At 73.6% G+C, this 23,992-nt stretch carries 14 protein-coding genes; 7 read left to right on the plus strand and 7 right to left on the minus strand.

What is annotated here, in order from left to right; translation table 11 throughout:
- Positions 1 to 3: 3 nt before the first annotated feature.
- The 3 genes from ACH4B3_RS04500 to ACH4B3_RS04510 form a co-directional block, all read right to left on the minus strand.
- Entirely contained in the window at positions 4 to 408 is a 405-nt protein-coding gene (locus ACH4B3_RS04500) for a hypothetical protein (protein WP_398461207.1), read from the minus strand.
- A 215-nt stretch (positions 409 to 623) separates the two neighbouring features.
- Positions 624 to 2,552: an MFS transporter gene (locus tag ACH4B3_RS04505; protein ID WP_398461208.1), complete on the minus strand. Its 1,929-nt coding sequence runs from the start codon at positions 2,550 to 2,552 to the stop codon at positions 624 to 626.
- A 340-nt stretch (positions 2,553 to 2,892) separates the two neighbouring features.
- The gene (locus ACH4B3_RS04510; protein ID WP_398461209.1) at positions 2,893 to 6,168 is read right to left on the minus strand and encodes a D-alanyl-D-alanine carboxypeptidase; all 3,276 of its coding nucleotides are present in this window, start codon (positions 6,166 to 6,168) and stop codon (positions 2,893 to 2,895) included.
- 254 nt (positions 6,169 to 6,422) lie between these two features.
- Here ACH4B3_RS04510 and ACH4B3_RS04515 point away from each other — a divergent pair, with 254 nt between their 5' ends.
- From ACH4B3_RS04515 to ACH4B3_RS04530, 4 genes are all read left to right on the plus strand, one after another.
- Positions 6,423 to 7,163: a GPP34 family phosphoprotein gene (locus ACH4B3_RS04515; RefSeq protein ID WP_398461210.1), complete on the plus strand. Its 741-nt coding sequence runs from the start codon at positions 6,423 to 6,425 to the stop codon at positions 7,161 to 7,163.
- Positions 7,164 to 7,753: 590 nt separating this feature from the next.
- On the plus strand, positions 7,754 to 8,626 hold the full coding sequence (locus ACH4B3_RS04520; protein WP_398461211.1) for a helix-turn-helix domain-containing protein: 873 nt from the start codon (positions 7,754 to 7,756) through the stop codon (positions 8,624 to 8,626).
- Positions 8,627 to 8,804: 178 nt separating this feature from the next.
- Positions 8,805 to 9,014: a DUF397 domain-containing protein gene (locus ACH4B3_RS04525; protein ID WP_398461212.1), complete on the plus strand. Its 210-nt coding sequence runs from the start codon at positions 8,805 to 8,807 to the stop codon at positions 9,012 to 9,014.
- Positions 9,015 to 9,316: 302 nt separating this feature from the next.
- Positions 9,317 to 10,513 carry a PLP-dependent aminotransferase family protein gene (locus tag ACH4B3_RS04530; protein ID WP_398461213.1) on the plus strand — a complete coding sequence of 399 codons (1,197 nt, stop codon included), beginning with the start codon at positions 9,317 to 9,319 and terminating at the stop codon, positions 10,511 to 10,513.
- A gap of 252 nt (positions 10,514 to 10,765) precedes the next feature.
- Here ACH4B3_RS04530 and ACH4B3_RS04535 read toward each other — a convergent pair whose 3' ends face one another.
- Positions 10,766 to 11,800 (minus strand): hypothetical protein, encoded by a 1,035-nt coding sequence (locus tag ACH4B3_RS04535; protein WP_398461214.1) that lies wholly within the window; start codon positions 11,798 to 11,800, stop codon positions 10,766 to 10,768.
- A 417-nt stretch (positions 11,801 to 12,217) separates the two neighbouring features.
- Complete coding sequence (locus ACH4B3_RS04540) at positions 12,218 to 13,339, minus strand: ADP-ribosylglycohydrolase family protein (RefSeq protein ID WP_398461215.1); 1,122 nt, start codon at positions 13,337 to 13,339, stop codon at positions 12,218 to 12,220.
- A gap of 172 nt (positions 13,340 to 13,511) precedes the next feature.
- Here ACH4B3_RS04540 and ACH4B3_RS04545 point away from each other — a divergent pair, with 172 nt between their 5' ends.
- Entirely contained in the window at positions 13,512 to 14,132 is a 621-nt protein-coding gene (locus tag ACH4B3_RS04545; RefSeq protein ID WP_398461216.1) for a GNAT family N-acetyltransferase, read from the plus strand.
- Between the two features lie 112 nt (positions 14,133 to 14,244).
- On the opposite strand, the gene ACH4B3_RS04550 is transcribed toward ACH4B3_RS04545, so the two are convergent.
- Positions 14,245 to 16,833, minus strand: coding sequence for a bifunctional FO biosynthesis protein CofGH (locus tag ACH4B3_RS04550; protein ID WP_398461582.1), 2,589 nt, complete (start codon positions 16,831 to 16,833; stop codon positions 14,245 to 14,247).
- A 273-nt stretch (positions 16,834 to 17,106) separates the two neighbouring features.
- Between ACH4B3_RS04550 and ACH4B3_RS04555 the strand changes: the two genes are divergently transcribed.
- The gene (locus tag ACH4B3_RS04555; RefSeq protein ID WP_398461217.1) at positions 17,107 to 18,630 is read left to right on the plus strand and encodes a CehA/McbA family metallohydrolase; all 1,524 of its coding nucleotides are present in this window, start codon (positions 17,107 to 17,109) and stop codon (positions 18,628 to 18,630) included.
- A gap of 235 nt (positions 18,631 to 18,865) precedes the next feature.
- On the opposite strand, the gene ACH4B3_RS04560 is transcribed toward ACH4B3_RS04555, so the two are convergent.
- Positions 18,866 to 20,431, minus strand: a complete 1,566-nt coding sequence (locus ACH4B3_RS04560; protein ID WP_398461218.1) for an APC family permease — start codon at positions 20,429 to 20,431, stop codon at positions 18,866 to 18,868.
- 832 nt (positions 20,432 to 21,263) lie between these two features.
- Here ACH4B3_RS04560 and ACH4B3_RS04565 point away from each other — a divergent pair.
- The gene (locus tag ACH4B3_RS04565; RefSeq protein ID WP_398461219.1) at positions 21,264 to 23,918 is read left to right on the plus strand and encodes an ATP-binding protein; all 2,655 of its coding nucleotides are present in this window, start codon (positions 21,264 to 21,266) and stop codon (positions 23,916 to 23,918) included.
- The last annotated feature ends 74 nt before the right edge of the window (positions 23,919 to 23,992 follow it).

Below are 23,992 nucleotides of genomic sequence, written 5' to 3' on the forward strand. Positions count from 1 at the left end.
CGCTCACTCCCCGCCGGACGTGGCGGCTTCCAGCTCCTCCCTGATCCGACGGACGAGGTCGGGCACCTTCTCAGGGGTCAGCCCGTCCTCGGTGATCTCCACCGGGTCCCGTCCCGGCACCCGGAGCACCACCACCGTCCGCTCTCCGCCGTCCAGCCGGGACCGGGTGCTCAGCCAGCCGGCCAGCGATCCGACGAGCGCCCGCGCCGCCTCGCCCAGCAGCGCCGTGGCGGCCACCAGGACCAGTTCCTGCACCACCCCGGCGGTACCCGGGGCCGGCGGTCTGGTGAAGGCCCAGTGGCGGGTGACGTCCTTCTCGTCCCGCAGCCAGCCCTCGACTCCCCGCAGTTCCGCGTCCTGGGCGTGCCCGCCCCGGACGTCGATCGTGATGCTGCTCTGTCGTGCCACAGCTCATCCCGTCCCGTCGCCGCGCACTTCTCCCCCGGCACGCGTCCGCACCGCCGATTTTCCGGCGGTGCGCGGCATTGCGCCAGGGGTCGGACGAGGCAGGGTAGCGGTCCGCACTCCGCCGGGCACATTCCGTGCCGTGCGCGGCCCGCCGGCGCACCGGGGCCGCCCGCGCGGGGCGGGCCCCGGGCCGGGCGGCCCGGTGGGCCGTCCGGTCAGTCGACCATGTCGTCCGGGCAGGGCGTGCCGCGCGGGAACTGGTAGGGCGCCGCGATCCGGTACGTGCCGGGGCTCGGGGCGTGCAGCACGGTCCACTCGTCCTCCGGCTCCCCCTCCTCGGCCTCCTGCACCTGCTTGGTCAGGCAGCCCCTGGTGTTGACCGGCGGTCCGCCGTCCACCACCGGCTTGGGGCCCTTGAGCCCTTCGCCCTCGGCATCCACCAGACCCAGCCACGGCGAGTAGGGGATGCGGATGAGCACCGGGCCCTCCGACTCCACGTCGATGACCAGCTCGTCGGCACCGGCGCGCCGCACGGTGGCGGGCGGGTCGGCGATCGGCGTCGGGTCGGCGACCTTGTACAGCTTCCAGTTGGAGTCCGACCAGACCTCGTGCAGATACGGCACGCCTGCGGTGAGCAGGTCCGCCTCCGGGTAGGCCCACACGTCCGGATCGTCCTTGGGCAGCACCACGTAGTGCACGGCCCAGCGGTGGAGCCAGTCGTGGTACTCGTCCGGGTCGAGCGGCTTGTCGTCCTCGTAGAAGATCGGGTTGCGCTCCAGGTCCGCCTGCCGGTTCCAGCCGCGGGCCAGATTGACGTAGGGCGCGAGCGCGGAGGCCTCGCGGTGACTGCGCACCGGGACCACCTCGACCCGGCCGCGGTTGGCGTCGACCCGGTCGAGCTGGTCGATCAGCGGGGCCAGCTCGCGGTTCCAGGCCGCGGCCGGCGTGGTGTGGATGATGTCGTCGACGGTCTTCACCAGCTGCCAGATGCTGATCATCGCCAGCGACAGCACCACCGCCAGCCACTTGCGGCCCTGCGGGGTGCGGCGCACCTCCTCGACGGTGGTGGGCCGCTGCTGGTCGACCAGCATGGCGCACAGCACCACACCGCCGAAGATCATGCCGAGGCGGGTGATGTTGGTGCCGATCTGCGAGGGGATCGCCCACACCAGCAGCACCCCGATGCCGTACAGCGCGGCACCGACCCGGATCGTGCGCCACTGCTTGGGCGCGCAGAAGAAGATGGCGGCGGCGGTCCAGCACGGCAGCAGCGTCGACCAGAAGATCATCGGCTGCTTCCCGGAGAACGGGAAGAGGTACGAGGACACGGCCACCACCAGCACCGGGGTGACGCCGATCGCGTACGCGGCGGGGCGGCGGCGGGTGAGCCACAGGGCGGCCGCCACCACACCGACGAAGAGCCCGGCCACCGGGCTGGACATGGTCGCCAGGGCGGCCAGCACGGCCGCCGCCAGGAACCGGCCGGCCTTGTGGCCCCAGTTCCGGCTGCGCCACTTGGTCGGCCAGGCGAAGATCACCGCGATCGCGCCCAGGCCGAACATGGTTCCCAGGCCGAAGGTGACCCGGCCGGAGATCGCGTTGCAGACCAGCGCCAGCGTCCCGTACAGGGCGGGCCACAGCGGGCGGGTGACCACCCGGGCGCGGACCAGCAGCAGCGCGAGCAGACCGGCGGAGATGGTGCCGGCGATCATCATCGTGGTCCGGACGCCCAGCACCGCCATGAGGTACGGCGAGATCACGCTGTACGACACCGGGTGCATGCCGCCGTACCAGGACAGGTTGTAGGCACGGTCCGGGTGCTGGAGGGCGAACTCCGCCCAGGCGTCCTGCGCCGCCAGGTCACCGCCGCTGTTGGCCAGCAGCGCGACCCACAGCACATGCAGCATCGCGGCGAAGATCAATGCGGCGGGCACAGGATGGAACACTACGCTCCGGATACGCCCCGGCCAGCCACGTCGGGCTTCGGTGCGCTGAGCCGCGGCCGAGGTCTCGCCGTCGGGTTCGCTCCCGCCGCTCTCCCCGTCCTGCCCCGATCTGCGTTGTGCGGGTACTCGTATTCGCCCGGCGGCGCCTTCCGCCCGGCTACCGCTCTTCTCGGCCCGTGTCGGCTCCACGGTCGTCACTGCGGCTCTCCCCGTCTTTCCCCGAGGTCTCCCCCACTGTTCAACGCTGGTCCGGTGCCCCGCGCGGACACCCGGCCGGCAGGCCGGGACGCACCAGGGGGACCTGGCGACGCTAGCACGCGTGGCGGCCCCGACGCTCCGCAGGGCGGCCTCGCCGGTGCCCCGCGGCGGGTGCGGCGTCGCCCCACCCGAGGCGGTGACCGCACGGATCCCGCAGGTATCACCCGTACGAGTGACCCTGCTCCCATCTGCCCGCGGAGTGCCGCCACGGCGGTCCGGGGAGTGGTCTCCCGGACCGCCGCGGCGGCACCGCCGGGCGGACGCGCCCACCGCGTCCCGGTCAGGAGATCCGCGTCAGCTTGGCGCCGAACGACGGCTCCGCCAGATCCTTCTGCAGCGCCACCGGCACGGTCGCCTTGCCGGGGCCGGTGCCCACGGTCAGGTGACCCACCACGGTGCCCGCCTTCGCCGAGTGCGGCAGCCCCTCGGGGCCGACCGTCAGCGTGAAGCCGGCCTTCAGCCCCGGCCACCCGGCGCCCGCCAGGTCCTTGGTGGCCACCACCGGGGTGGTGCCGCCCAGACCGTCGTCGACCTCCCCGACGACCTGGCCCTTCTTCACCAGGGTCGCGGCCGTCAGCGCCCCGCGCACCGCCCTGATCTGCTCCTCGGACTTGTCCAGGACCAGCTGCAGATGGGCGTTGGGGTCGGTGCTGCTGGTGTGCTGGTCCAGGGTGACGCCGAGCACCAGCCGGTCCTTCTCACCCACGGTGCGGTACGTCGCCCACATCAGGGCACCGCCCGCCGGGGTGCTGGACCCCGTCTTGATGCCGCGCACCACCAGGTCCGGGTCCGCCACCAGCTTGTTGTTGTTGAAGATCCGGCCCACGCCCGGGATCTCGATGTCCGGGGTCGCCACGATCTTCCGGAACGTCTCGATCTTCATCACCGCGCTGGCCAGCTTGAGCTGGTCGACCGCGGTGCTCCGGGTGGTGGACTTCAGGCCGCTGGGGTCGGTGTAGGTGGTGTGGGTCATCCCCAGCTCCTTGGCGGTGGCGTTCATCTTCTTCACGAACGCCGCCTCACTGCCCGCGTCCCAGCGGGCGAGCTGCCGGGCGACGTTGTTCCCCGACGGGATCATCGTCATCTCCAGCATCTGGCGGAGGCTGTACTTCTGCCCCTTCTCCACCGGCACCCGGGACTCGTCCTGCGCGTTCGACTCGCTGCCCGCCTGCGCGTCGATGGCGATGCTGGTGCCCTTCTCGTCCGGCTTCAGCGGGTGGCCCTTCAGCACCACGTAGGCGGTCATCACCTTGGTGACACTGGCGATCGGCACCGGCTTCTGCGGGCCGTACGCGCCCAGACTGCCCACCCCCTCGACGAGCGCCGCCGCCTGGCCCTCGCCCGGCCACGGCATCGCGAACGCGTCGCCCTCGAAGGTGAAGGAGGTCTGCCCCGCGGACCGCAGCTCCGGCTCCGGCAGCGGGCGCATCGCCTGCACCGTGCAGAAGACGATCAGCAGCAGCAGGACCAGCGGCGTCCAGATCTTGACCCGCCGGACGGCGGTGCGCACCGGGGTCTCCGGCGGCGGCGGGGTGTTGGTCAGCTGGGCCAGCAGATCCAGCGGCGCGGGCTCACCGGCGGGCGGCAGCGGCTGCTGCTTGGTCCGCTCGGACTCCGGCAGCGGCCCACCGGACGGCTTCCCGTCCGCCGCCGGCGCCGGCGCGGACGTCCCGGCCGCCGCGCCGGCCCGCTCGTTCCCGTCCGCCGGCTTCCGGCCGGTCTCCGGGTCGTCGGCCGACCGCAGCGGAACGAAGGTGCTGGGCCGGCCACCCGGTCCGGCGGCAGGTCGCGCGGGCTCGGCGGCGGAGCCGTCCGGGGTGCCCAGCGCCTTGAGCGCGGTGGTCGGCTGGTCGGCGGCCCGCTTCCCGGTGCCACCGGCCGCCTTGCCCGCGCGGTCCGTCGCCTTCTTGTCGTCGCCGGTGTCCCCGCCGTCCCGCCCGGCGGCCGCCTTGCCGACCGTCTTGCCGTCCGTGCCGCCCTTGCCGTCGCGGCCGGGGGCCTCGTCGGCGTCCTCGTCGGCACGACGGGTCTTCTCGGCACCGCGGTCGGTCTTCTCGGCCTGGGCCTTCTTCGCGGTCTCGGCCTTCTTTACGGCCTCGGCCTTGTTTGCGCCCCCGGCGTCGGCCTTGCCGCCGCCCGCGGCCTCGCCGTCCCGGTCGGCGGCGGACTCGCGGTCCCCGTCGGCCCGGTCGTCCCGCGCCGCCTCCCGCTTCCGGTCGGTGGTGCCGTCCCGGTCGGTGGAGGGCGTGCCGGTGCCGTCCGGGTCGCCGTCGCCGCCGGACCCGGGCTCACCGCCGTCCTCCGCCGGGTCGGGGGTGCGGGGCTGCCGCACCGCGCCGAAGAACGCCGTCGCCTGGTCGGTGGCACGCCGCGCGGCCGCCCCGTTCCCGGTCGTCCCGGTGGTCTCCGGTGCTTCCGCATCGGCTTCCGCTTCCGCGTCGGCCGGGGCCTTGGGCCGTACCGCGCCGAAGAAGGCGGTGGCGCGGTCCGCGGCCCGCCGCTCCGGCGAACCCGCCGCGGAACCGGTCTCCGACCCGGGCGTCCGCACCGTGCCGAAGACGGCCGTCGCCTGGTCGGCCGGGGGCTCGGCGGACTTCTGCCGCAGCGTCCCGAAGGCCATCGTCCTGGTGTCGTCACCCGGCGCGGCGTCAGCCGCCCGGGACGCCTCGGAAGGAGACGCCTCGGAAGAAGAAGAGGAGTCCCGGTCCGCCGTGGACCCGGATTCCGGCCGCTCGGCCGCGTTCCCACCCCTGGTCGACCCGTTCCCGGTTCCCTCCGGGCTGCCGGAGTCCTCCGCGTCGGCCGAGTCCTCGGACGTCCCGGAGACCCAGGCGGCCACCGCGGCCCGGAGGCGGGCGTCGCCGCCTTCGCCGGGCGGGGACGCCTTCGCGCCCTCGCCGTCGTCGGCGTCGTCGTCCGCGCCACGCGCCTCCGCGCGCTCGGCGTCCTCGCCGTCGCCGTCGCCGCCGTCCGCCGCGGCCGTGGCGTCGCTGCGGGCGCCGGGGCGCACCGGCAGCCGCCCGGCGGCCGGGCGCTCGCTGTGCTCACCGGCGTCGCCGGCCGCCGCGTCCGCCGTGCCGTCCCGGTCGGCGCCGGTCGTCGCGGATTCGCCATCGCGAACGTCGTCGCCCGGAGCGTCCGCCGAATCGGATTCCGCTTCCGCTTCCGGCCGCGGCTCGTCGGCCTCGGCGCGCGGTGCGGCGCCGTCGTCCGCCGGACCGGGGTCCGGGTCCGCGTCGCGGTCCGCCGCCCGGCCCGGCCGTACGGTCCGGAACACCGCGGTCGCCCGGTCGGCGGGCGTCCCGCCGGAGTCCGGCCCGGCACCCTCGGCCGTCCGCTCGCCGTCCGTCCCGTCGGCGGGCTCCGGCGCGTCGCCGGACGATTCCGCACCCTCGGACCGTTCCGCTTCCTGGGGCCGCTCCGCGTCAAGGGAGTCCTCCGCCTCACGGGACTCGCCCGCTTCCCGGAAGACCGCGAGCCGCGGGTCCTGTTCGCCCCGAGTCGTCTCCCCCGACGACTTCTGCTGCTCCGACGTGTCGGGGGACTCGCCCGCCACCGATGCCTCCTCGCCATGCCTCACGCGGGACGGCGCCGGTTCCTGGCGCCGTCCCGCAGTCATCCGTGTACCAGTGTCCTGTGTCCGCGCGGCACATCCGCGCAGCCGCGCTGCCCCGACGTCCGCCGAGGGCCTCGCCCCCGTGCTAGACGAGAACGACATACCTACCGGTTCCCGTCCGAACCCCCCACGCACTCTCGACAGACCAATGTGAGAGGGGTCACCCTGTCATTCATCCACGCGGGGAGGCATGGATGGGCAGGAGCCGCAGAACAATTCCGGAGGAGCTTCTGCTGCTCGCTTTGGACCCGACCACGGGTACCACGGCGCAGCCGCAGTCGCTCGACCTCGGCCTCGCCGGGGCACAGCTAGTGGAGCTGGCTCTGGCAGGACGGATAGCCCCAGACGGGGATCGTATCGCCGTGGTGCTGCCACGGCCGACCGGAGATCCGACATTGGACTCCGCGCTCGAGTTGCTGCGCCGGCGCGGCAGCCCGGTGCGGGCCGTCCACTGGATCGGCGGGCCCCGGCTGGGGCTGCGCCAGACGTACCTCACACACCTGGAGCGGTGCGGCATGGTGCATGCCGTGGCCGGGCAGATGTGCGGGGTTCTGCCGACGACTCGCTACCAGGCGACCGACACGGCCATCAGCCGGGAGATCAGGGCCCGGCTGGACAACGCGATCCGTACCGGCGTACCGCCGGACCCGCGGACCGCGGCGCTCGCCGCCCTGGCCCACGCGGTCGGGCTCGGCAAGCACCTGTATCCCGGTAACGAGGGGCGCTCCTCGCGCTCCCGGCTGCGGGATCTGATCAGGCACGACCCGATGGGCGGTCTGGTGGCGCACGCCGTCATGGACGTCCAGAACGGGGTCGCGGCCCAGCCACGGCGCGGCGCGGGCACGGGGCGTCAGAGCGCCGTGCGCGAACCGGCGGCCGGGGTTCCACAGCAGCCCATGCGGCGCGGCAGCATGGCCCGCGTCGGGGCCCGCTGAGGATCCGTCCGCGACCACGACGGGAATTCGCCGGACGTTCATCTCCAGCGCGATTCCAGGGCACTCGTGGCCCCGGACGCGGCGATGACACCGCACCGGACGTCAGTCGGCCCGCACGGCACCGCCGGGCGGCGCCGGGGCATCGGGCGCGGCGGCACGGGCCACGGCACCGCACGGACGCGGCAGCGCGACCGGGCACCCGGTGACGTACCCCCTGGCGCACGGCAGCACCACGCAGCACCACGGCACCACACGGATTTCCGCTCCACCGACCGCACCGCAGTCCCCACCGACCCGGTACGGGAGCCGCTGCACCAGCGCGGGGCGGTGGGCCGGCCGCCACGGACGACGGCCGGCCCGCCGCCCCGCGCGCATGCCCTGGTACGGCGCCCCGCCCACCGGAGCGCGCGGGCGGCCGGACCGGCCGGCCGCGCCCGCGCGGCGGCACCGGCCCGCCGCACCGCCCGCGAGGTCGCCGACCGTGCCCGCCCGGGCACCCTGTGCGGCCGTTTCCCAGCGCGGCGCGGACCGTTGGTGGCAGGCTGCTGATCAGTATCAGGCAGCAGTACGAAGCCGGAGGTGCACGTCCCGTGACGTCCAACGTCGGCCCCACCGTTCGGCGACGCCGGTTGGGCCAAGAACTGCGCAGACTCCGCCAGGAGAAGGGCATGACGGCGGAGGAGGTGGCCGAGGAGCTGATGGTCTCCCAGTCGAAGATCAGCCGCCTGGAGAACGGCCGCCGCAGCATCAGCCAGCGCGACGTGCGCGACCTGTGCCGGGTCTACAAGGTCGAGGACAAGCACCTCGTCGAGTCGCTGATGCAAATGGCCAAGGAGTCCCGCCAGCAGGGCTGGTGGAACGCCTTCGGCGACGTCCCGTACAGCGTCTACATCGGGTTCGAGACGGACGCGGCGTCGCTGCGGGTGTACGAGCCGCAGATCCTGCCCGGTCTGCTGCAGACACCGGAGTACGCCGAAGCGGTGATCGGCGGGGCGCTCCCGGAGGCTCCGCCGGACCAGCTGGCCCAGCGCGTGCAGGTGCGGTTGCGGAGGCAGGAACGCATCACCGATCCGCTGGCCCCGCTGCGCCTGTGGGTCGTGGTGGACGAGTCGGCGATGCGCCGGGTGGTGGGCAGCTCGCAGATCATGAGCGACCAGCTGGAGTATCTGGTGCGGATGAGCCACGAGCCGCATGTGACGGTGCAGGCGCTGCCGTTCGACATGGGGTCGCATCCGGGGATGAGCGGCCAGTTCACCATTCTGGAGTTCTCCGATGAGTCGGACACCAGCGTGGTCTATCTGGAAGGCGTGACCAGCGACCTGTACCTGGAGAAGCTCTCCGATGTGCAGAGCTACAGCATGATGTACGAGCATCTGCGCGCCCAGGCTCTCAACGTCGACCAGAGCAGGCAGTTCATCTCCGAGGTCGCGCGGGACCATCTGAGCCGCGCCATCTCCGGCTGACCGCCTGCCCGGTATCGGCGGCGGAGAGTACACCGGTCCGCCGCCGATGCGGAAGGGACAGGAGAGATAAGCCATCCTGTCGAGTGAACTGCCCATCCCGACACGGAAGTTGCCGAGTAGTGTCGATCACACCTCCTCACGAGGCGAAATCACACCTTTCGAACGCATCGGAGTAGACGTGTCTATTCAGCTGGGAATGCAGAACGCTTGGATGAAATCCTCCTACTCGGGCGGCAACGGCGCCTGCGTGGAAGTGAAGTCCCCCACCACCCAGGCGGTCGCCGTCCGCGATTCCAAGGACCCGCAGGGACCGGCGCTCAGCTTCGCCCCCGAGGCGTGGGCCGCGTTCGTCACGGAGGTGTCGGGCGGAGCGTTCGACATCGATTGATCTCCGCGACGCTCGCCGCAGCACCACCCGAACGGGCCCTCTCGACGGTCGCCGTCCCTGCCGAGAGGGCTCGTCGCATTTCTCCGCGGCGACACGCTCCATGGGGTGATCGCCGCCGCGCAATTCGCCGTCGTGTCACCTGCTTTCGGAAATGCGATTCCGATCGGTCGGCCGGCAGGTGGCGGGTGGGGCGCGGAATCGTTGACCACATCCCGGACAAAGTACTTGCAGGCAGCAGCTTCCTTCGTAGGCTCGGTGCACCCGAGCACCTCGACACGAGTGCCAGCGCGAAGGAGCCCACCATGCGTGCCGACGTTCCCCCTCTCGCTTCCCGTGCGACCGCGGTCGCCGGCTCCCCGGTGCGCGACATCCTCGCCCTCACCGCCCGGCCCGAGGTGATCTCCTTCGCCGGCGGCCTGCCCGCGCCCGAGCTGTTCGACACCGCCGGGATGGCCGCCGCCTTCCACGCCGTCCTCGACGAGGCGCCGCGGTCGGCGCTCCAGTACTCCACCAGTGAGGGCGACCCGGGGCTGCGGGCCGCGGCGGCGGCTCGGCTGACGGCTCGCGGGCTGCCCACCGACGCCGCCGACCTGGTCGTCACCACCGGTTCCCAGCAGGCCCTGTCACTGCTGACGGCCGCGCTGCTGGAGCCCGGTGACGTGGTGCTGGTCGAGGCGCCGACCTATCTCGCGGCGCTGCAGTGCTTCCAGTTCGCGGGCGCGCGGATCGTCCCGGTGCCGTCCGACGACGAGGGGCTGGACCCGGTGGCGCTGGAGGAGTTGGTGGTGGCCGAGCGCCCCAAGCTCCTCTACACCATCCCGACCTTCCAGAACCCCACGGGGCGCACCCTGCCCGCGGACCGGCGGCAGGCGGTGGCCTCGGTGGCGGAGCGGCACGGGCTGTGGATCGTCGAGGACGACCCGTACGGGGAGCTGCGGTTCGCCGGCGAGGCGACCCCCTGGATAGCCGCCTACCCGGAGGCGGCCGACCGGACGGTTCTCACCGGCAGCCTCTCCAAGATCATGGCGCCGGGGCTGCGGCTGGGCTGGCTGCGCGGCCCGGCGGTGCTGCGCCGCGCCTGTGTGATCGCCAAGCAGGCCGCCGATCTGCACACTCCGACGGTGAACCAGCTGGCCGCCGCGCGCTATCTGTCCGACACCGACCTCGACGCGCACCTCGCGATGGTGCGCGACGCGTACCGGGAGCGGCGGGACGCGCTGCTGGCGGGGCTGGGCGAGGCGCTGCCCGAGGGTTCGCGGTGGAACGAACCGGAGGGCGGCATGTTCGTGTGGGCGTCGCTGCCGCCGGGGTACGACGCGACCGCCGCGTTGCGTGACGCGGTGGCCCACGACGTGGCGTACGTGCCGGGGGCGCCGTTCTTCGCGAGCGACCCCGATCCGGCCACGCTGCGGCTGTCGTTCGTGACGCACACGCCGGCGGAGATCACCGAGGGGCTGCGGCGGCTGTCCAAGGCGCTCCGCGGCCACTCGGCCGGATAGCCGGAGCCAGGCCCACCCGCCGGGCTCCCGGTGCCCGGCCGCACCGCCGGCCTCCGGAGCCAGGCCGCCCGCCGGGCTTTCGGGCCGGGTGCCCGGGCCGGGTGCCCGGGCCGCGGAACGGGTATCGGGGCGGGCATGGGACCCGGCATCGGGGCGGGCACGGGGCCGGGCCGCGGAACAGGCATCCGGTCGGGTACGACGCCGGGTATCGGGCCGGGTACGGCGCCGGGAATCCGGCCCCCGGCGGGTGGGTCACACCTGGGTGGTCGGCTCCTCCTGCCGCGCGCCCTCGCCCCGCTCGTGTGCGGCCACGTTCTCCCGTACGTACGCCAGCAGTTCGCCGCCGTCCCGGCTGAGGGACTCCGTGTCCCCGGCGCGCCCGTCGCTCGGCCGGCCGGTGGCGATCACCACCGAGCGGGCGGTCGTCCCGCCCTGGAAGACACCGGGCGTCTCCGCGGTGAGCCTGGCCAGTCCGGAGCCGGTCGGCGGGGCGAGCGGCAGCACCTGGTGGCCGACCGGGTCGGTGGACGCCTTGGCCAGCACGGCCGCCAGGTCGTCCGCGCGCCGGAAGGTGAGGACCGAGACGGTGAACTGCGCCCGGTCCCGGTCGGTGTAGAGCGCGGAGGTCACCTGGAGGCAGCCCTTGCCCTCGGCGATCAGCGCGGCGAGGTTCGGGCTCACCGCCCGCCGGCAGTCGTCGGTGGTCGCCGTGGTCAGCCGTCGGTGCTCCGTACCGGAGCGGAGCCGGACCGTGCGGTCGGGGAAGGCCCGGTCGCTGGTGACCGGTGAGCTGCCGGCCGGGGAGGCCGGCCCGGTGGGCTCGTCACCGGGTTCCGGCGGGGCGGCGGCGCGCGGCCCGTCGTCGGCGGAGTCCCCGATGCCCAGCAGCGGGGAGAGCACGCCCAGTGGGTTCAGCACCAGCGCCCCGACCGCCAGGGTCAGCACGATCACGATGGGCAGCCGCCAGCGGTCCAGGAACCCCCGGTGCCGGCGCCGCTCGTGGCCCCGCCACACCGGCCGCTCCGGCTCGGTCCGCAGTTCCCGCCGCACCTTCTCGGTCCGTCGCCGCGTCCGGTAGGACGGTTTGGGTCCGGACCGCATCCGCTCGGCGCCCCGGATGGCGGCCTGCTCCTCCTCCTCCCGGAACCGGGCGGTGACCATCCGGGCCCGGGCCGACGGTTCCTTGGGCGCGGTGGCGCGTATGGACGCGAGGGTGTCGTGCTCGAACTTCTCCCATACGTCGTCCGGGAGCGAGGGCTCGTCGGGCGGCTGAGGCGTCGTGGTCACAGGGCCATCCTTCAGGGCGCGGTGGGTGGAGGCACCGTGCCTCCCGGCCCCCGCCGATCATCCTTCGGCGGCCGGACCGGCCACCGCACACCAGTTCCCTCACGTTACGCCAACCGGTCGCCGGACGTGCCGGGTGCCCGGATTCAGGTCGGGGCGGGGGCACTTGGCCGGTGCCGTCCGGTACGCCGCGCGCCGAGCCCGGCGCCCTGAGCCGTCGGTACGCCGGGCCCGCGCCGGAGCCGTCCGGTTAGCCGCGCCCGCGCACCGCGCCGGAGCCGTCCGGTACGCCGCGCCCCGCGCCGGAGCCGTCCCGCGCACCACGCTCCCGGGCCCCGCGCCAAGCGCCCCACGCACCGCACCGCCCCGCGCCGGGGCGGGCCGGGCGCGGGCGGCGGTCAGGCACGCGGGGGGTGGTGGTCAGGCGCGCGGGTAGCGCGCCAGCCAGGCCGAGGCGGAGGCGGCCGGACCGTGCAGCGCCGGGCCCTGCGTCATCTCCATGGCGAAGTCGTCCGCCAGTTCCAGGATGGTCGCGCGGCCCTCGACCTCCGCCAGCCAGGCGGGCGGCAGCGCCGTCTCGCCGTGCAGCGCCCCCAGCAGGTTCCCGCAGATCGAGCCGGTGGAGTCGCTGTCCCCGCCGTGGTTGACGGCGAGCAGCAGTCCGTGCCGTACGTCCTCGGCGACCAGGGCGCAGTAGACGCCGATCGCCAGCGCCTCTTCGCCGGTCCAGCCCTCGCCGAGGGATTCCACCCGCTCCGGGGTCGGCAGTCCCTGGCGGACCGCGCCGAGCGCGTGCTTGAGGGCGTCCGTCGTCTCCTGGTGCCCGGGCCGGGTCGCCAGCTGGGCCAGTGCCCGCTGCACCGATCCGTCCAGGTCCTCGCCGCGGGCCAGGCCGTGCACGATCAGGGCGAAGGCGCCGGCCGAGAGGTAGCCGGTGGGGTGGCCGTGGGTCTGCGCGGCGCACTCGATGGCGAGCTGGAAGACCAGTTGCGGCTCCCAGCCCACCAGCAGTCCGAAGGGCGCCGACCGCATGACCGCGCCGCACCCCTTGGAGTCGGGGTTCTTGGGCCGGTCGAGGGTGCCCATGGTGTCGTCGGCGAGCCCGGACAGGCAGGCCCGGCCGGGCGCGCGCTGGGCGTACAGCCACTCCTCGCGGGCCAGCCAGCCGTCGTCCTTCTTCCGCTCGTCGGGGCCCCAGTCGCGCTGGGTGGCGTACCAGCGGCGGTGTGCGGAGTGGATGTCGGTGGGCGGGTGCCAGGCTCCGGTGTCGCGGCGCACCTGGGCCCGGATCAGGCCGTCCACGGTGAAGAGCGTCATCTGGGTGTCGTCGGTGACCCGGCCCCGTCTGCCGTACGCCGGCAGGAAGTCGGTGACCCCCGCGGTCCCGTGCTCGGCGCGAATTTCGGCCAATGAAGCGAATTCTACGGCCGCGCCGAGCGCGTCGCCCAGCGCGCCGCCCAGCAGGCAGCCACGCACCCGGCTCCGGAAGTCCTGCTGCTCGGCACGGCCCCATACGGCGGCCGCTGCGCCCGTTGCGGTCACGACCTCGCCCCCTTTCCGCAGCACTCGCGCCCGTGAACTGGCACCGCACTGTAATGGACGGAGGAGAACGGGCAGGGACCGACCGCGGAATGTGAAAGACGTCATCACGCAGGCCACCACGGACCGTCTCATTTTGCATATCTCGCTGCAAGGGGCACGTAGCATCATGACCATGGCGCTGCAGATCTCAGTGGTGAGGCGTGACCACGTCCGCGAACTGTCCGCAGTACTCGCCCGGGCCTTTCAACAGGACCCGGTGGCGAGTTGGACCTTCCCCGATCCGACCGTCAGACGACGAGCATTACCCAAGGTGTTCGCCACCATGCTCCGCTATCAGCACATGCGGCATAAAGCCTGTGAATTCATCACCTCGGACACCGGCCGAATCATCGGCGGCGCGCTCTGGGATCCGCCGGGCCTGTGGAAACAGCCGATAGGCCAGCAACTGCTGTCGCTCCCCGCCTTCCTCCGGGCGTCCGGGCGCGCGTCGGCCCGGGCGGACAAGATGGTCAGCGCGATGGAGAAGATCCATCCCACCAAGCCGCACTGGTACCTCGCGATCGTGGGCACCGACCCCGACCCCCGCTTCCGTGGCAAGGGCCACGGCACCGCTCTGCTCCGTTCCCGTCTGAACCGCTGCGACCAGCTCGGCCTGCCCGCCTACCTGGAGTCCTCGGACCCGGAGAACGTGCCCTACTACGAGCGCTTCGGCTTCACGGTGGTCGACATGATCCCCGCCCCGCCCTCCGCACCCCGCATCCCCGCCATGTGGCGGGAGCCGGGCGCGGCCTGACCGGCCCCGGCCGCGCCGCCCGCCCCGGCCGTACCGCCGGGCCCGCCCGGGCCCGCGGCCGCGCTGTCCGGGGCGGGCGGCCGGCTCCTCCCCGGGCGGCGCGTACCGGTGCTCAGTCGCCCAGGACGGGCAGCAGCTCCGGCAGGTGGCCGTCGGAGGCGAGGGCCGCCTGCTGCCGTTCGGCGGGGACTTCGCCGTAGGTCGTGGTGCGCGGGCGGGCCGGGCGGCCCGCCGCGTCGGCGATCGCGACCAGGTCCCGGATGGAGCGGTAGGAGCCGTACGAGGAGCCGGCCATCCGGGAGATGGTCTCCTCCATGAGGGTGCCGCCCAGGTCGTTCGCCCCGGAGCGGAGCATCTCGGCCGCCCCCTCGGTGCCGAGCTTGACCCAGCTGGTCTGGATGTTGGGGATGTGCGGGTGGAGGAGGAGGCGGGCCATCGCGGTGACGGCCCGGTTGTCGCGCGTGGTGGGGCCCGGCCGGGCGATCCCGGCGAGGTAGACCGGCGCGTTGGTGTGGATGAACGGCAGGGTGACGAACTCGGTGAAGCCGCCGGTCTCCTGCTGGATCTCGGCGAGCAGCCGCAGGTGCCCCAGCCAGTGGCGGGGCTGGTCCACATGGCCGTACATCATGGTGGAGGAGGAGCGCAGGCCCAGCGAGTGCGCCGTCTTCACCACCTCCACCCAGGTGGCGGTGGGCAGCTTGCCCTTGGTGAGCACCCAGCGGACCTCGTCGTCGAGGATCTCGGCGGCGGTACCGGGGATGCTGTCCAGGCCCGCCTCCTTCGCCGCGGCGAGCCAGTCGCGGATGGACATCCCGGTGCGGGTGGCGCCGTTGACCACCTCCATCGGGGAGAAGGCGTGCACATGCATGCCGGGGACGCGTTCCTTCACCGCCCGGGCGATGTCGAAGTAGGCGGTGCCGGGCAGGTCGGGGTGGATGCCGCCCTGCATGCACACCTCGACGGCGCCCACCTGCCATGCCTGCTCGGCCCGGTCGGCGACCTGGTCGAGGGAGAGGGTGTAGGCGTCGGCGTCGGTGCGGCGCTGGGCGAAGGCGCAGAACCGGCAGCCGGTGTAGCAGACGTTGGTGAAGTTGATGTTGCGGGTGACGATGTACGTCACCTCGTCGCCGACGGTGTCCCGGCGCAGGTCGTCGGCGATACGGCAGAGCGCGTCGAGCGCCGGGCCGTCGGCGTGCAGCAGGGCCAGCGCCTGCGGGTCGGTGAGCCTGGTGGGATCGTCGGCGGCCACCGCCAGCGCGGCGCGGACGTCCGCGTCCACCCGCTCGGGCGCCATCCCCGGGGCGGCCGCCTCGCGCAGCGCGGCCCAGTCCCCGTACACCTCGTCGAAGTCCTCCCGGCGGTCGCCGGTACGGCCCTCGGTGTCGATGGTGTGGTGCAGATCGGTGCGGCCGGTGGCGGTGAACGCCTCCTCCGGCTCCTGCCAGGGGCGGCCCACCACCTCGGCGTCCTCCCGCGCCAGGCCGGTGTCCGGCTCGGCGAGGGCGGTGACGTGCGGCAGCAGGCGGGGGTCGAGCCACGGCTCACCGCGCCGGACGAACTCGGGGTAGACCGCGAGCCGTTCGCGGAGCCGGAAGCCGGCGGCGGCGGAGTGCGCGGCGAGTTCCTCGATCCGCGGCCAGGGGCGCTCGGGGTTGACGTGGTCCGGGGTGAGCGGGGAGACCCCGCCCCAGTCGTCGATGCCGGCGCCGATCAGCCGCCCGTACTCGGCGTCGACCAGGTTCGGCGGGGCCTGCAGGCAGCCCGACGGGCCCATGATGTGCCGGGCCACGGCGACGGTGGCGACCAGGTCGTCCAGTTCGGCGTCCGGCATGCCGCGCATCGCGGTGTCCGGCTTGGCGCGGAAGTTCTGGATGATGAGTTCCTGGATGCCGTGGTAGGCGCGGGAGACCCGGCGCAGCGCGAACAGCGACTCCGCCCGCTCCTCGTAGGTCTCCCCGATGCCGATCAGCAGCCCGCTGGTGAACGGCACCGAGCTGCGGCCGGCGTCCTCCAGGACCCGCAGCCGGACGGCGGGCTCCTTGTCCGGCGAGCCGTGGTGCGGGCCGCCCGGCTCGCTCCACAGCCGGGTCGCCGTGGTCTCCAGCATCATGCCCATCGACGGGGCGACCGGCTTGAGCCGCTGGAAGTCCGTCCAGCTCATCACGCCGGGGTTGAGGTGCGGCAGCAGGCCGGTCTCCTCCAGGATGCGGATCGCCATCGCCCGCACGTAGGCGATGGTGTCGTCGTACCCTTCGGCTTCCAGCCACTCGCGCGCCTCGGGCCAGCGGTCCTCGGGCTTGTCTCCGAGCGTGATGAGGGCTTCCTTGCAGCCCAGTTCGGCGCCGCGCCGGGCGATCTCCAGGACCTCGTCCGGGGACATGAACATCCCGTGCCCGGCCCGGCGCAGCTTGCCGGGCACGGTGGCGAAGGTGCAGTAGTGGCACTTGTCGCGGCACAGCCGGGTGAGCGGGATGAACACGCTCTTGGAGTAGGTGATGACGCCGGGGCGCCCGGCGGCCTCCAGGCCGGCGTCCCGCACCCGGGCGGCCGAGGCCGCGAGGTCCTCCAGGTCCGCACCGCGCGCCTGGAGCAGCACCGCCGCCTCGGCGGTGTCCAGCGCGACCCCGTCCCGGGCGCGTTTGAGGGCGCGCCGCATGGCGTTGGCGGTGGGCGCGGGCGACTGAGGTCCTTCCGGGCTCATGGTCATTCTCCGAGCATACGAGCGCCCTGTGCCATTGCGGCGTCCGAGCGGCCGGGCAGGTTGTGCGGCTTGTCACGGCGGTTCCGGGGGGCTTCGGGGAATACGGTCGGGGCGGGTGCGGCGCCCGGGCCGGCGGAGGCGGGCGACGTCGCGGCGCGCCGGGGGCGCGCGCCTGTACGCGCCCCCGTCACCGAGTTATCCACAGGCGTTTCGCTGCGCGTCGCATCGGCGTACAACGGTGTCACGCGGCACTTCCGACTCTGGGGGGCACGGATGGAACGACGCGATGTACTCAGGCTCTCGGCGCTCGCCGGCGCGGTGGGCGCGCTGACGCTGGACCCGGTGACGTTCGCGCACGCCGACGAGCGGGCGCCGGACGGCGGGGAGCGCGAGCAGACCCGCACGGTCCGCGGCCATCTGCCGACCGGTTCACCGGACTTCGTCTATCTGCCGGTGGAGGTGCCGCACGGGGTGCGCGAGATAGCGGTCTCGTACACCTACGACCGGCCCACCGTCCCCGCGGGCACCCAGGGGAACGCCTGCGACATCGGCATCTTCGACGAGCGGGGCACCGACCTGGGCGGGCGCGGCTTCCGCGGCTGGTCGGGCGGCGCCCGCACCGAGTTCGCCATCAGCACGGAGTCCGCGACGCCGGCCTACCTGGCCGGCCCGGTCAACGCGGGCACCTGGCACGTGGTGCTCGGTCCCTACACGGTCGCCCCGCAGGGCCTGGAGTACGCGGTGACGATCACCCTGCGCCACGGCAGGCCGGGGAGCACGCCGGAGCCGGTGTACCCGCCGGAGCGGGCCAAGGGGCGCGGGCGGGCCTGGTACCGGGGCGACAGCCATCTGCACACGGTCCACTCGGACGGCAAGCGGACCCCGGCCGAGCTGGTGGCCGCGGCGCGGGCCGCCGGGCTGGACTTCATCACCACCACCGAGCACAACACCACCTCCAGCCACCGCGCGTTCGAGGGGCTGTGGGGGGACGACCTGCTGATCCTCACCGGTGAGGAGGTCACCACCCGCAACGGCCACGTGGTGGCCATGGGTACCGACCCGGGGGTGTTCATCGACTGGCGCTACCGGGCCCGCGACAACGCCTTCGGCCGTTACGCCCGGAAGATCCGGCAGGCGGGCGGCCTGGTGATCCCGGCGCATCCGCACGGCGACTGCGTCGGCTGCAACTGGAAGTTCGGGTTCAACGACGCCGACGCGGTGGAGGTGTGGAACGGCACGTACACCCCGGACGACGAGGTGACGATCCAGGAGTGGGACAACACCCTGGTGGCCGCCGTCCGCGGGAACCGCCGCTGGCTGCCCGCCGTGGGGCACAGCGACGCCCACCGGGAGCCGCAGGTGGTCGGCCACCCGCAGACCGTGGTGCTCGCCGACGACCTGACGCGGACCGCGATCCAGGAGGGCATCCGGGCGGGCCGCAGCTGGATCGCGGAGTCCTCCCGGGTGCGGCTGACGTTCGGCGCGGCGGGCGGCCGCGGCCGGCACGCGGGGATCGGCGGCCGGCTGCGCGTCGCCCCCGGGGATCCGGTCACCGTCCGGCTGGAGGTGTCCGGCGTCGGCCCCGACTGCTCGGTCCGCTTCATCACCGACCAGGGCCGGCTGTACACCACCTCGCTGCCCGCGGACGGTGCGGGGACGGTGGAGTGGCAGACCACCGCCTCGTACGCGGCGTACGTCCGCGCCGAGGTCCGGCACGCCCCGGCGGACGGTGGGGCGTCGGGGATACCGGGGCCGATGGCGGCGCTGACCAACCCCATCTTCATCGGGGAGGAGTAGCCGGCCGTCGCCAGGAAGAAGGAGCCGGCCGTCGCCGGGAAGAGGTAGCCGGCCGTCGCCGGGGCGGAGCGGCCGGCACCGTGCGGATGCCGGGCCCCCGAGGCACGCGGACCGGAACACCCCGGCCTCGCCGATGCGGACGGGCCCGGAGCCTCCGGGCCCGGGACGGCGGCCGCCCTCGTCACCCGGGGGGTGGCGAGGGCGGTGGCCGGATGCGGACGCGGTGGTGCCGGGATCAGCCCTCGACGACCAGGGCGGGGGTGGAGCGGGTCAGGACCTCGCCGCGGAAGAACGCGGGGCTGCGGCGCTGCATCACCAGCATGATCACCACGCCGACCAGCAGCAGGCCGACGCCGATGACGAAGACGCTGCCGACGCCGAAGACGGAGGAGCCGCTGCCGTAGGCGGGGTCCCAGATGTCGATCAGGGTCTTGAAGAAGACGGCGGCCAGCAGCAGCCCGCCCAGGACCGGGAAGACGCCCTTGAGGAAGAGGTCCCGGACGGAGCCGCGCAGCTCCGAGCGGAAGAACCAGGCGCAGGCGAAGGCCGTGATCGAGTAGTAGAAGCAGATCATGAGGCCGAGCGCGTAGATCGTGTCGATGAGCACGTTCTCGCTGAGGAAGGTCATCACGGCGTAGAACAGGCCGGTGGCGACCCCGGCCGCGATGGTGGCGCGGCCCGGCGACTTGAAGCGCGGGTGGACCCGGGCGTACGAGGGCGGCAGGGCCTGGTAGGTGCTCATGGCCAGGACGGTGCGGGCGACCGGGATGAACGTGGTCTGCAGGCTGGCGGCGGCGGAGGCGAGGACCGCGACGAACAGCAGGACGCCGAGGACGGAGCCCATCACCGGGTCGGCCAGGGCGGCGAACACGTTGTCGGAGGTGTCCGGGTTGCCCAGGCCCAGGCCCTTGTCCCCGACGCCGGAGAACATCTGGGTGCCGATCGCGGTCAGCAGGTAGGAACCGATGAGCACGACCATGGCGAGCATGGCGGCCCGGCCGGGGGTCCTGGCGCTGCCGGCGGTCTCCTCGTTCACGGTGAGACAGGCGTCCCAGCCCCAGAACATGAAGATCGACAGGGAGAGTCCGGCGGTGAACGCCTTGAACGACTCGACGGCGAACGGGTCCAGCCAGGTCCAGGAGAACCCGATGGAGCCGGAGAAGTCGCCGGACCGGGCCTTGGTGAAGGCCATGACGACGAAGATGGCCAGCACCGTGAGCTGGAGCCCGACCAGGGCGTACTGGACGCCCTTGGTGGCGGTCATGCCCCGGTAGCTGATCACGGTGGCGATGGCGATGAACGCCAGGCAGGTCAGGACGTGGACCGGTTTGTCGCCGTCCAGCTCGGCCACCGAGGCACTGCCGGTGATCTCTCCGAGCAGCAGGTAGAAGTAGGAGGTGGCGACGCCGGCCAGGTTCGACAGCACGATGATGGTGGCGATCACCAGGCCCCAGCCGCACATCCAGCCGATCCGGGGGCCGAACGCCTTCACCGACCAGGTGAAGGAGGTGCCGCAGTCGGGGACGGCCCGGTTCAGTTCGCGGTACGCGAAGGCGACCAGGAGCATCGGCAGGAACCCGGCGAGGAAGACGGCCGGCATCTGCAGGCCGACCTCGCTGACCGTGGGGCCGAGGGTCGAGGTCAGGCAATAGACGGGCGCGACGGTGGAGACGCCGATGACGGCACTGCCGAGCAGCCCGACCGAGTTGCCGCTCAGCCCTTTGGCTCGCAGTTCGTCATCGGCGCCCGTGGCGCCGGGTATCGACTCTCCAGCGGGAGGCCGCGCTTCCACATCAACCATGAACAGGACGTTAAATGCTGCGGTTTCCACATCCGGAATGCTTGAGTCCGCCAAGTTTCCCTTCGTTTTAACGTTGAAGGATCCGACTCGATCTACGTTTCCAAAGTCCACATCGCAATCCACCTGCCGTTCGGAAGGAATCCACGGAGTCTTCCGCGATACGGGAATCGCAGCACTGTCCGGTTTGCCCGATTCAAAATTTTCCCGCGCCAGTTCCGCGACGATCCCGGACCCCACCGCGGCCACCGCCCGGACCGGCTCCACGACGACCCCCGACCCCGCCGCGGCCACCACCCGGACCGGCTCCACGACGACCCCCGACCCCACCGCGGCCACCACCCGGACCGGCTCCACGACGACCCCCGACCCCGCCGCGGCCACCACTCGGAACGGCTCCACGACGATTCCCGCCCCCACCACGGCCACCGCCCGGAACGGCTCCGCCGCCGACTCCGCGGCGCGCCGTCCCGCCTGGCACCCCGGTGCCCCGTCGGGCAGGACGGCGGACGGGGCGCCGGGCCGGACGGCGGACGGCAGCCGTCCACCGCGAGTCCCGCTCCGGCCGCGGGCCCCGTCCCCGGCCGCGCCCGCTCGCCGAAGGCCGCGCTGGAAGCCCGCGACGGGCACCGGCCAGCGGGCCCGGAGATCGCGGCGCCGGCGGCACCGCCGGTCACTCTTCGGAATGCCGCCACCACACGGCGCAGACGCGGCGGTGACCCCCGGCAACCGATGGATAACCAGCGCGGATGTTGTCCAGCCGGTTGGATGACGCCGAGGGCAGGTACAGGGCAGACTGGCCAGCGCAGCGAGACAGCATGCGCAGGGGGAAACCATGGCCCAGGACGACGGGCAGGGATTTGGGCTGCCGCCGCGATCGACGGTGCTCGGACAGGACGGGGCCTGGCCGGACGGGGACGAACCCCTCCACGGGGAGGGCCATCTTCCCCTCGTCGAGGCCCGCTTCGAACTCGCCCTGGAGCGGGGCGAGCACGCCGAGGCGCTCTCCGAGCTGACCGCCCTGACCGTCGCCCATCCGTTCCGGGAGCGGCTGCGCGAGCTGCTGATGCTCGCCCTGTACCGCAGCGGACGGCAGGCCGAGGCGCTCGCCGTCTACGCCGACACCCGCCGGCTGCTCGCCGACGAACTCGGCACCGAGCCGCGGCCCGCGCTCACCGAGCTCCAGCAGCGCATCCAGCAGTCCGACGCCCGGCTCGCGGTCCCCACCGGCTCCGGCACGGCCCGCCCGGGCCAGGGTGCCGCGCCGGTCCGCCCGGCCCAGCTCCCCGCCGGTGTCGCCGACTTCACCGGGCGCGGCACCGCCGTCACCGAGTTGCGCGGGCAGCTGGCCACCGCCCGGGAGCGGAGCTGCGCCGTGGTGGCCGTGGCCGGGACCGGTGGCATCGGGAAGACGGCGCTGGCGGTGCACGTGGCGCACGCCGCCCGCCAGGACTTCCCGGACGGGCAGCTCTATGCCGATCTGCGCGGCACCGGCAGCTCGCCGGCCGACCCGCAGACCGTGCTCAGCTTTTTCCTGCGGGCGCTCGGCGTGCCCGACACCGAGATACCCGACGGGCCGGCCGAGCGCTCCGCGCTGTACCGGGCCACCCTCGGCCGCCGGCGGGTCCTGGTACTGCTGGACAACGCCCGGGACGCCGCGCAGATCCGCCCGTTACTGCCCGGCTCCCCCGGCTGCGCGGTGCTGGCCACCAGCCGGAACCGCATGGCCGATCTGGACGGCGCCCACCTCGTGGACCTGGACGTGCTCCGGCCGGACGAGGCGTTCGGGCTGTTCGCGCAGATCGTCGGCGAGGAGCGGGCGATGCTGGAGCGCGCCGAGACCATGGACACCGTGGGGGCCTGCGGTTTCCTGCCGCTGGCCATCCGGATCGCCGCCTCCCGGCTGGCCGCCCGCCGCACCTGGTCGGTCTCGGTGCTGGCCCGCAAGCTCGCCGACGAGCGCCGCCGGCTCGACGAACTGCGCGCCGGCGACCTCGCCGTCAAGGCCACCTTCGAACTCGGCTACGGCCAGCTGGAACCCCAGCAGGCCCGCGCCTTCCGGCTGCTCGGCCTCGCCGACGGCCCCGACATCTCGCTGGAGGCCGCGGCCGCCGTGCTCGGCCTGGACCGGACCGCCGCCGAGTCGCTGCTGGACTCGCTGGTGGGCAGCTCGCTGCTGGAGTCCGCGGTGCCCGGCCGGTACCGGTTCCACGACCTGGTGCGGCTCTACGCCCGCGCCTGCGCCGAACTCGACGAGCCCCCCGCGCAGCGGGAGGCCGCGGCGTCCCGGCTGCTCGACTTCTACCTCGCCACCGCCGCCCAGGTCTACGCCCTGGAGCGGCCCGGGGACCGTACCGTCGAGCACCTGGCCGCCACCCGGTGGCCGGCCCGCGCCTTCGGCACCCCCACGGAGGCGGTGAACTGGCTCTTCGTGGAGGGCGACTGCCTGATCAGCTGCGCCCGCCGGGGGGTCACCGACGGTCTGCTGGGCCGGGCCGCCGACCTGCTGCTGGTGGCGCTCGACCTCGCCGAGTCGGGGGCGAAGCTGCTGCCGTACGAGAGCGCGGCGCGCGAGATCAGCGAGGCGGCGCACGCCGCCGGGGACGCCCGGGCGGAGGGCCGGGCCCGCTCCACGCTGGGTGTGGTGTGCGTGTTCAACGGCCGGTTCGACGAGGCGCGCCGGGAGCTGGGGCGCGCCATCGAGCTGGGCCGGCTGGTCGGGGACCCGGCGCTCGCGTCCCGCCCGCTCAGCCAGCTCGGCATCATCGCCGTGTACCAGGGGCGCCACAGCGACGCCGAGGAGCACTTCGCCCAGGCTCTGGGGGCCTTCCGTGCCATGGGCGACGAGGCGGGTGAGGCGAGCGCGCTGTCCAACCTCGCCCGGGCCAAGCTCAACCTGGGCCGGACCCAGGCGGGGGTGGAGCTGGCCGAGCAGTCGCTGGCCATCTACCGCCGGCTGGGCGGTTCGCTGCGGCTCGCCAACGGGATGTACGCGCTGGGCATCGCGCTGACCCGGGTGGGCCGCGCGGACGAGGCGGTCACCCAGCTCACCGAGGCGCTGGACATCTTCCGGGCCTGCCGGCAGCAGCGCTGGGAGGGCGTGACGCACTTCCGGTTGGCCGAAACGCACCTGGTCGCCGGGCGCCCGGCGCGCGCCGCCGAGCACGCCGAACGGTCCCTGGTGCTGGGCGGACTGGGCGGCGCGTGGCGGCGCGGCACCATTCTCACCGTCCTGGGCCGGGCGCTGGACGCCATCGGGCAGACCGACAGGGCCCGCGCATGCTGGCACGAAGCCCTCGCCATCCACCAGCGACTGGGGTCGGCGGAGTACGCGGAGGTACGCAAGCTGCTGGCCGCGCCGCCCTCCGCCGCCGGTCGCGAGCCGGCGTCCGGCGGCGACGGCAGCGACGACCAACACCCCTTACTGCGCTTGATAAAAGGCACAGAACTGATAAGCCTGCATAAACCTGACGAGCCGCCAGCTGTGTGAGTTCGGACAACTCTGGCAGGCCTTGTGCAGAGGGCAGGCCCCTACTGACGCACAGGGCCCGGACAAGGCAAACT

The sequence above is a fragment of the Streptomyces sp. NPDC018031 genome (assembly GCF_044327625.1).
Lineage (GTDB): Bacteria > Actinomycetota > Actinomycetes > Streptomycetales > Streptomycetaceae > Streptomyces.

Bases quoted from the DNA above. Each gene is read 5' to 3' on its own strand.
- ACH4B3_RS04515 (WP_398461210.1), top strand. From the start codon at position 6,423: ATGGGCAGGAGCCGCAGAACAATTCCGGAGGAGCTTCTGCTGCTCGCT.
- ACH4B3_RS04530 (WP_398461213.1), top strand. From the start codon at position 9,317: ATGCGTGCCGACGTTCCCCCTCTCGCTTCCCGTGCGACCGCGGTCGCC.
- ACH4B3_RS04545 (WP_398461216.1), top strand. From the start codon at position 13,512: ATGGCGCTGCAGATCTCAGTGGTGAGGCGTGACCACGTCCGCGAACTG.
- ACH4B3_RS04550 (WP_398461582.1), bottom strand. From the start codon at position 16,833: ATGAGCCCGGAAGGACCTCAGTCGCCCGCGCCCACCGCCAACGCCATG.
- ACH4B3_RS04555 (WP_398461217.1), top strand. From the start codon at position 17,107: ATGGAACGACGCGATGTACTCAGGCTCTCGGCGCTCGCCGGCGCGGTG.
- ACH4B3_RS04560 (WP_398461218.1), bottom strand. From the start codon at position 20,431: ATGGTTGATGTGGAAGCGCGGCCTCCCGCTGGAGAGTCGATACCCGGC.
- ACH4B3_RS04565 (WP_398461219.1), top strand. From the start codon at position 21,264: ATGGCCCAGGACGACGGGCAGGGATTTGGGCTGCCGCCGCGATCGACG.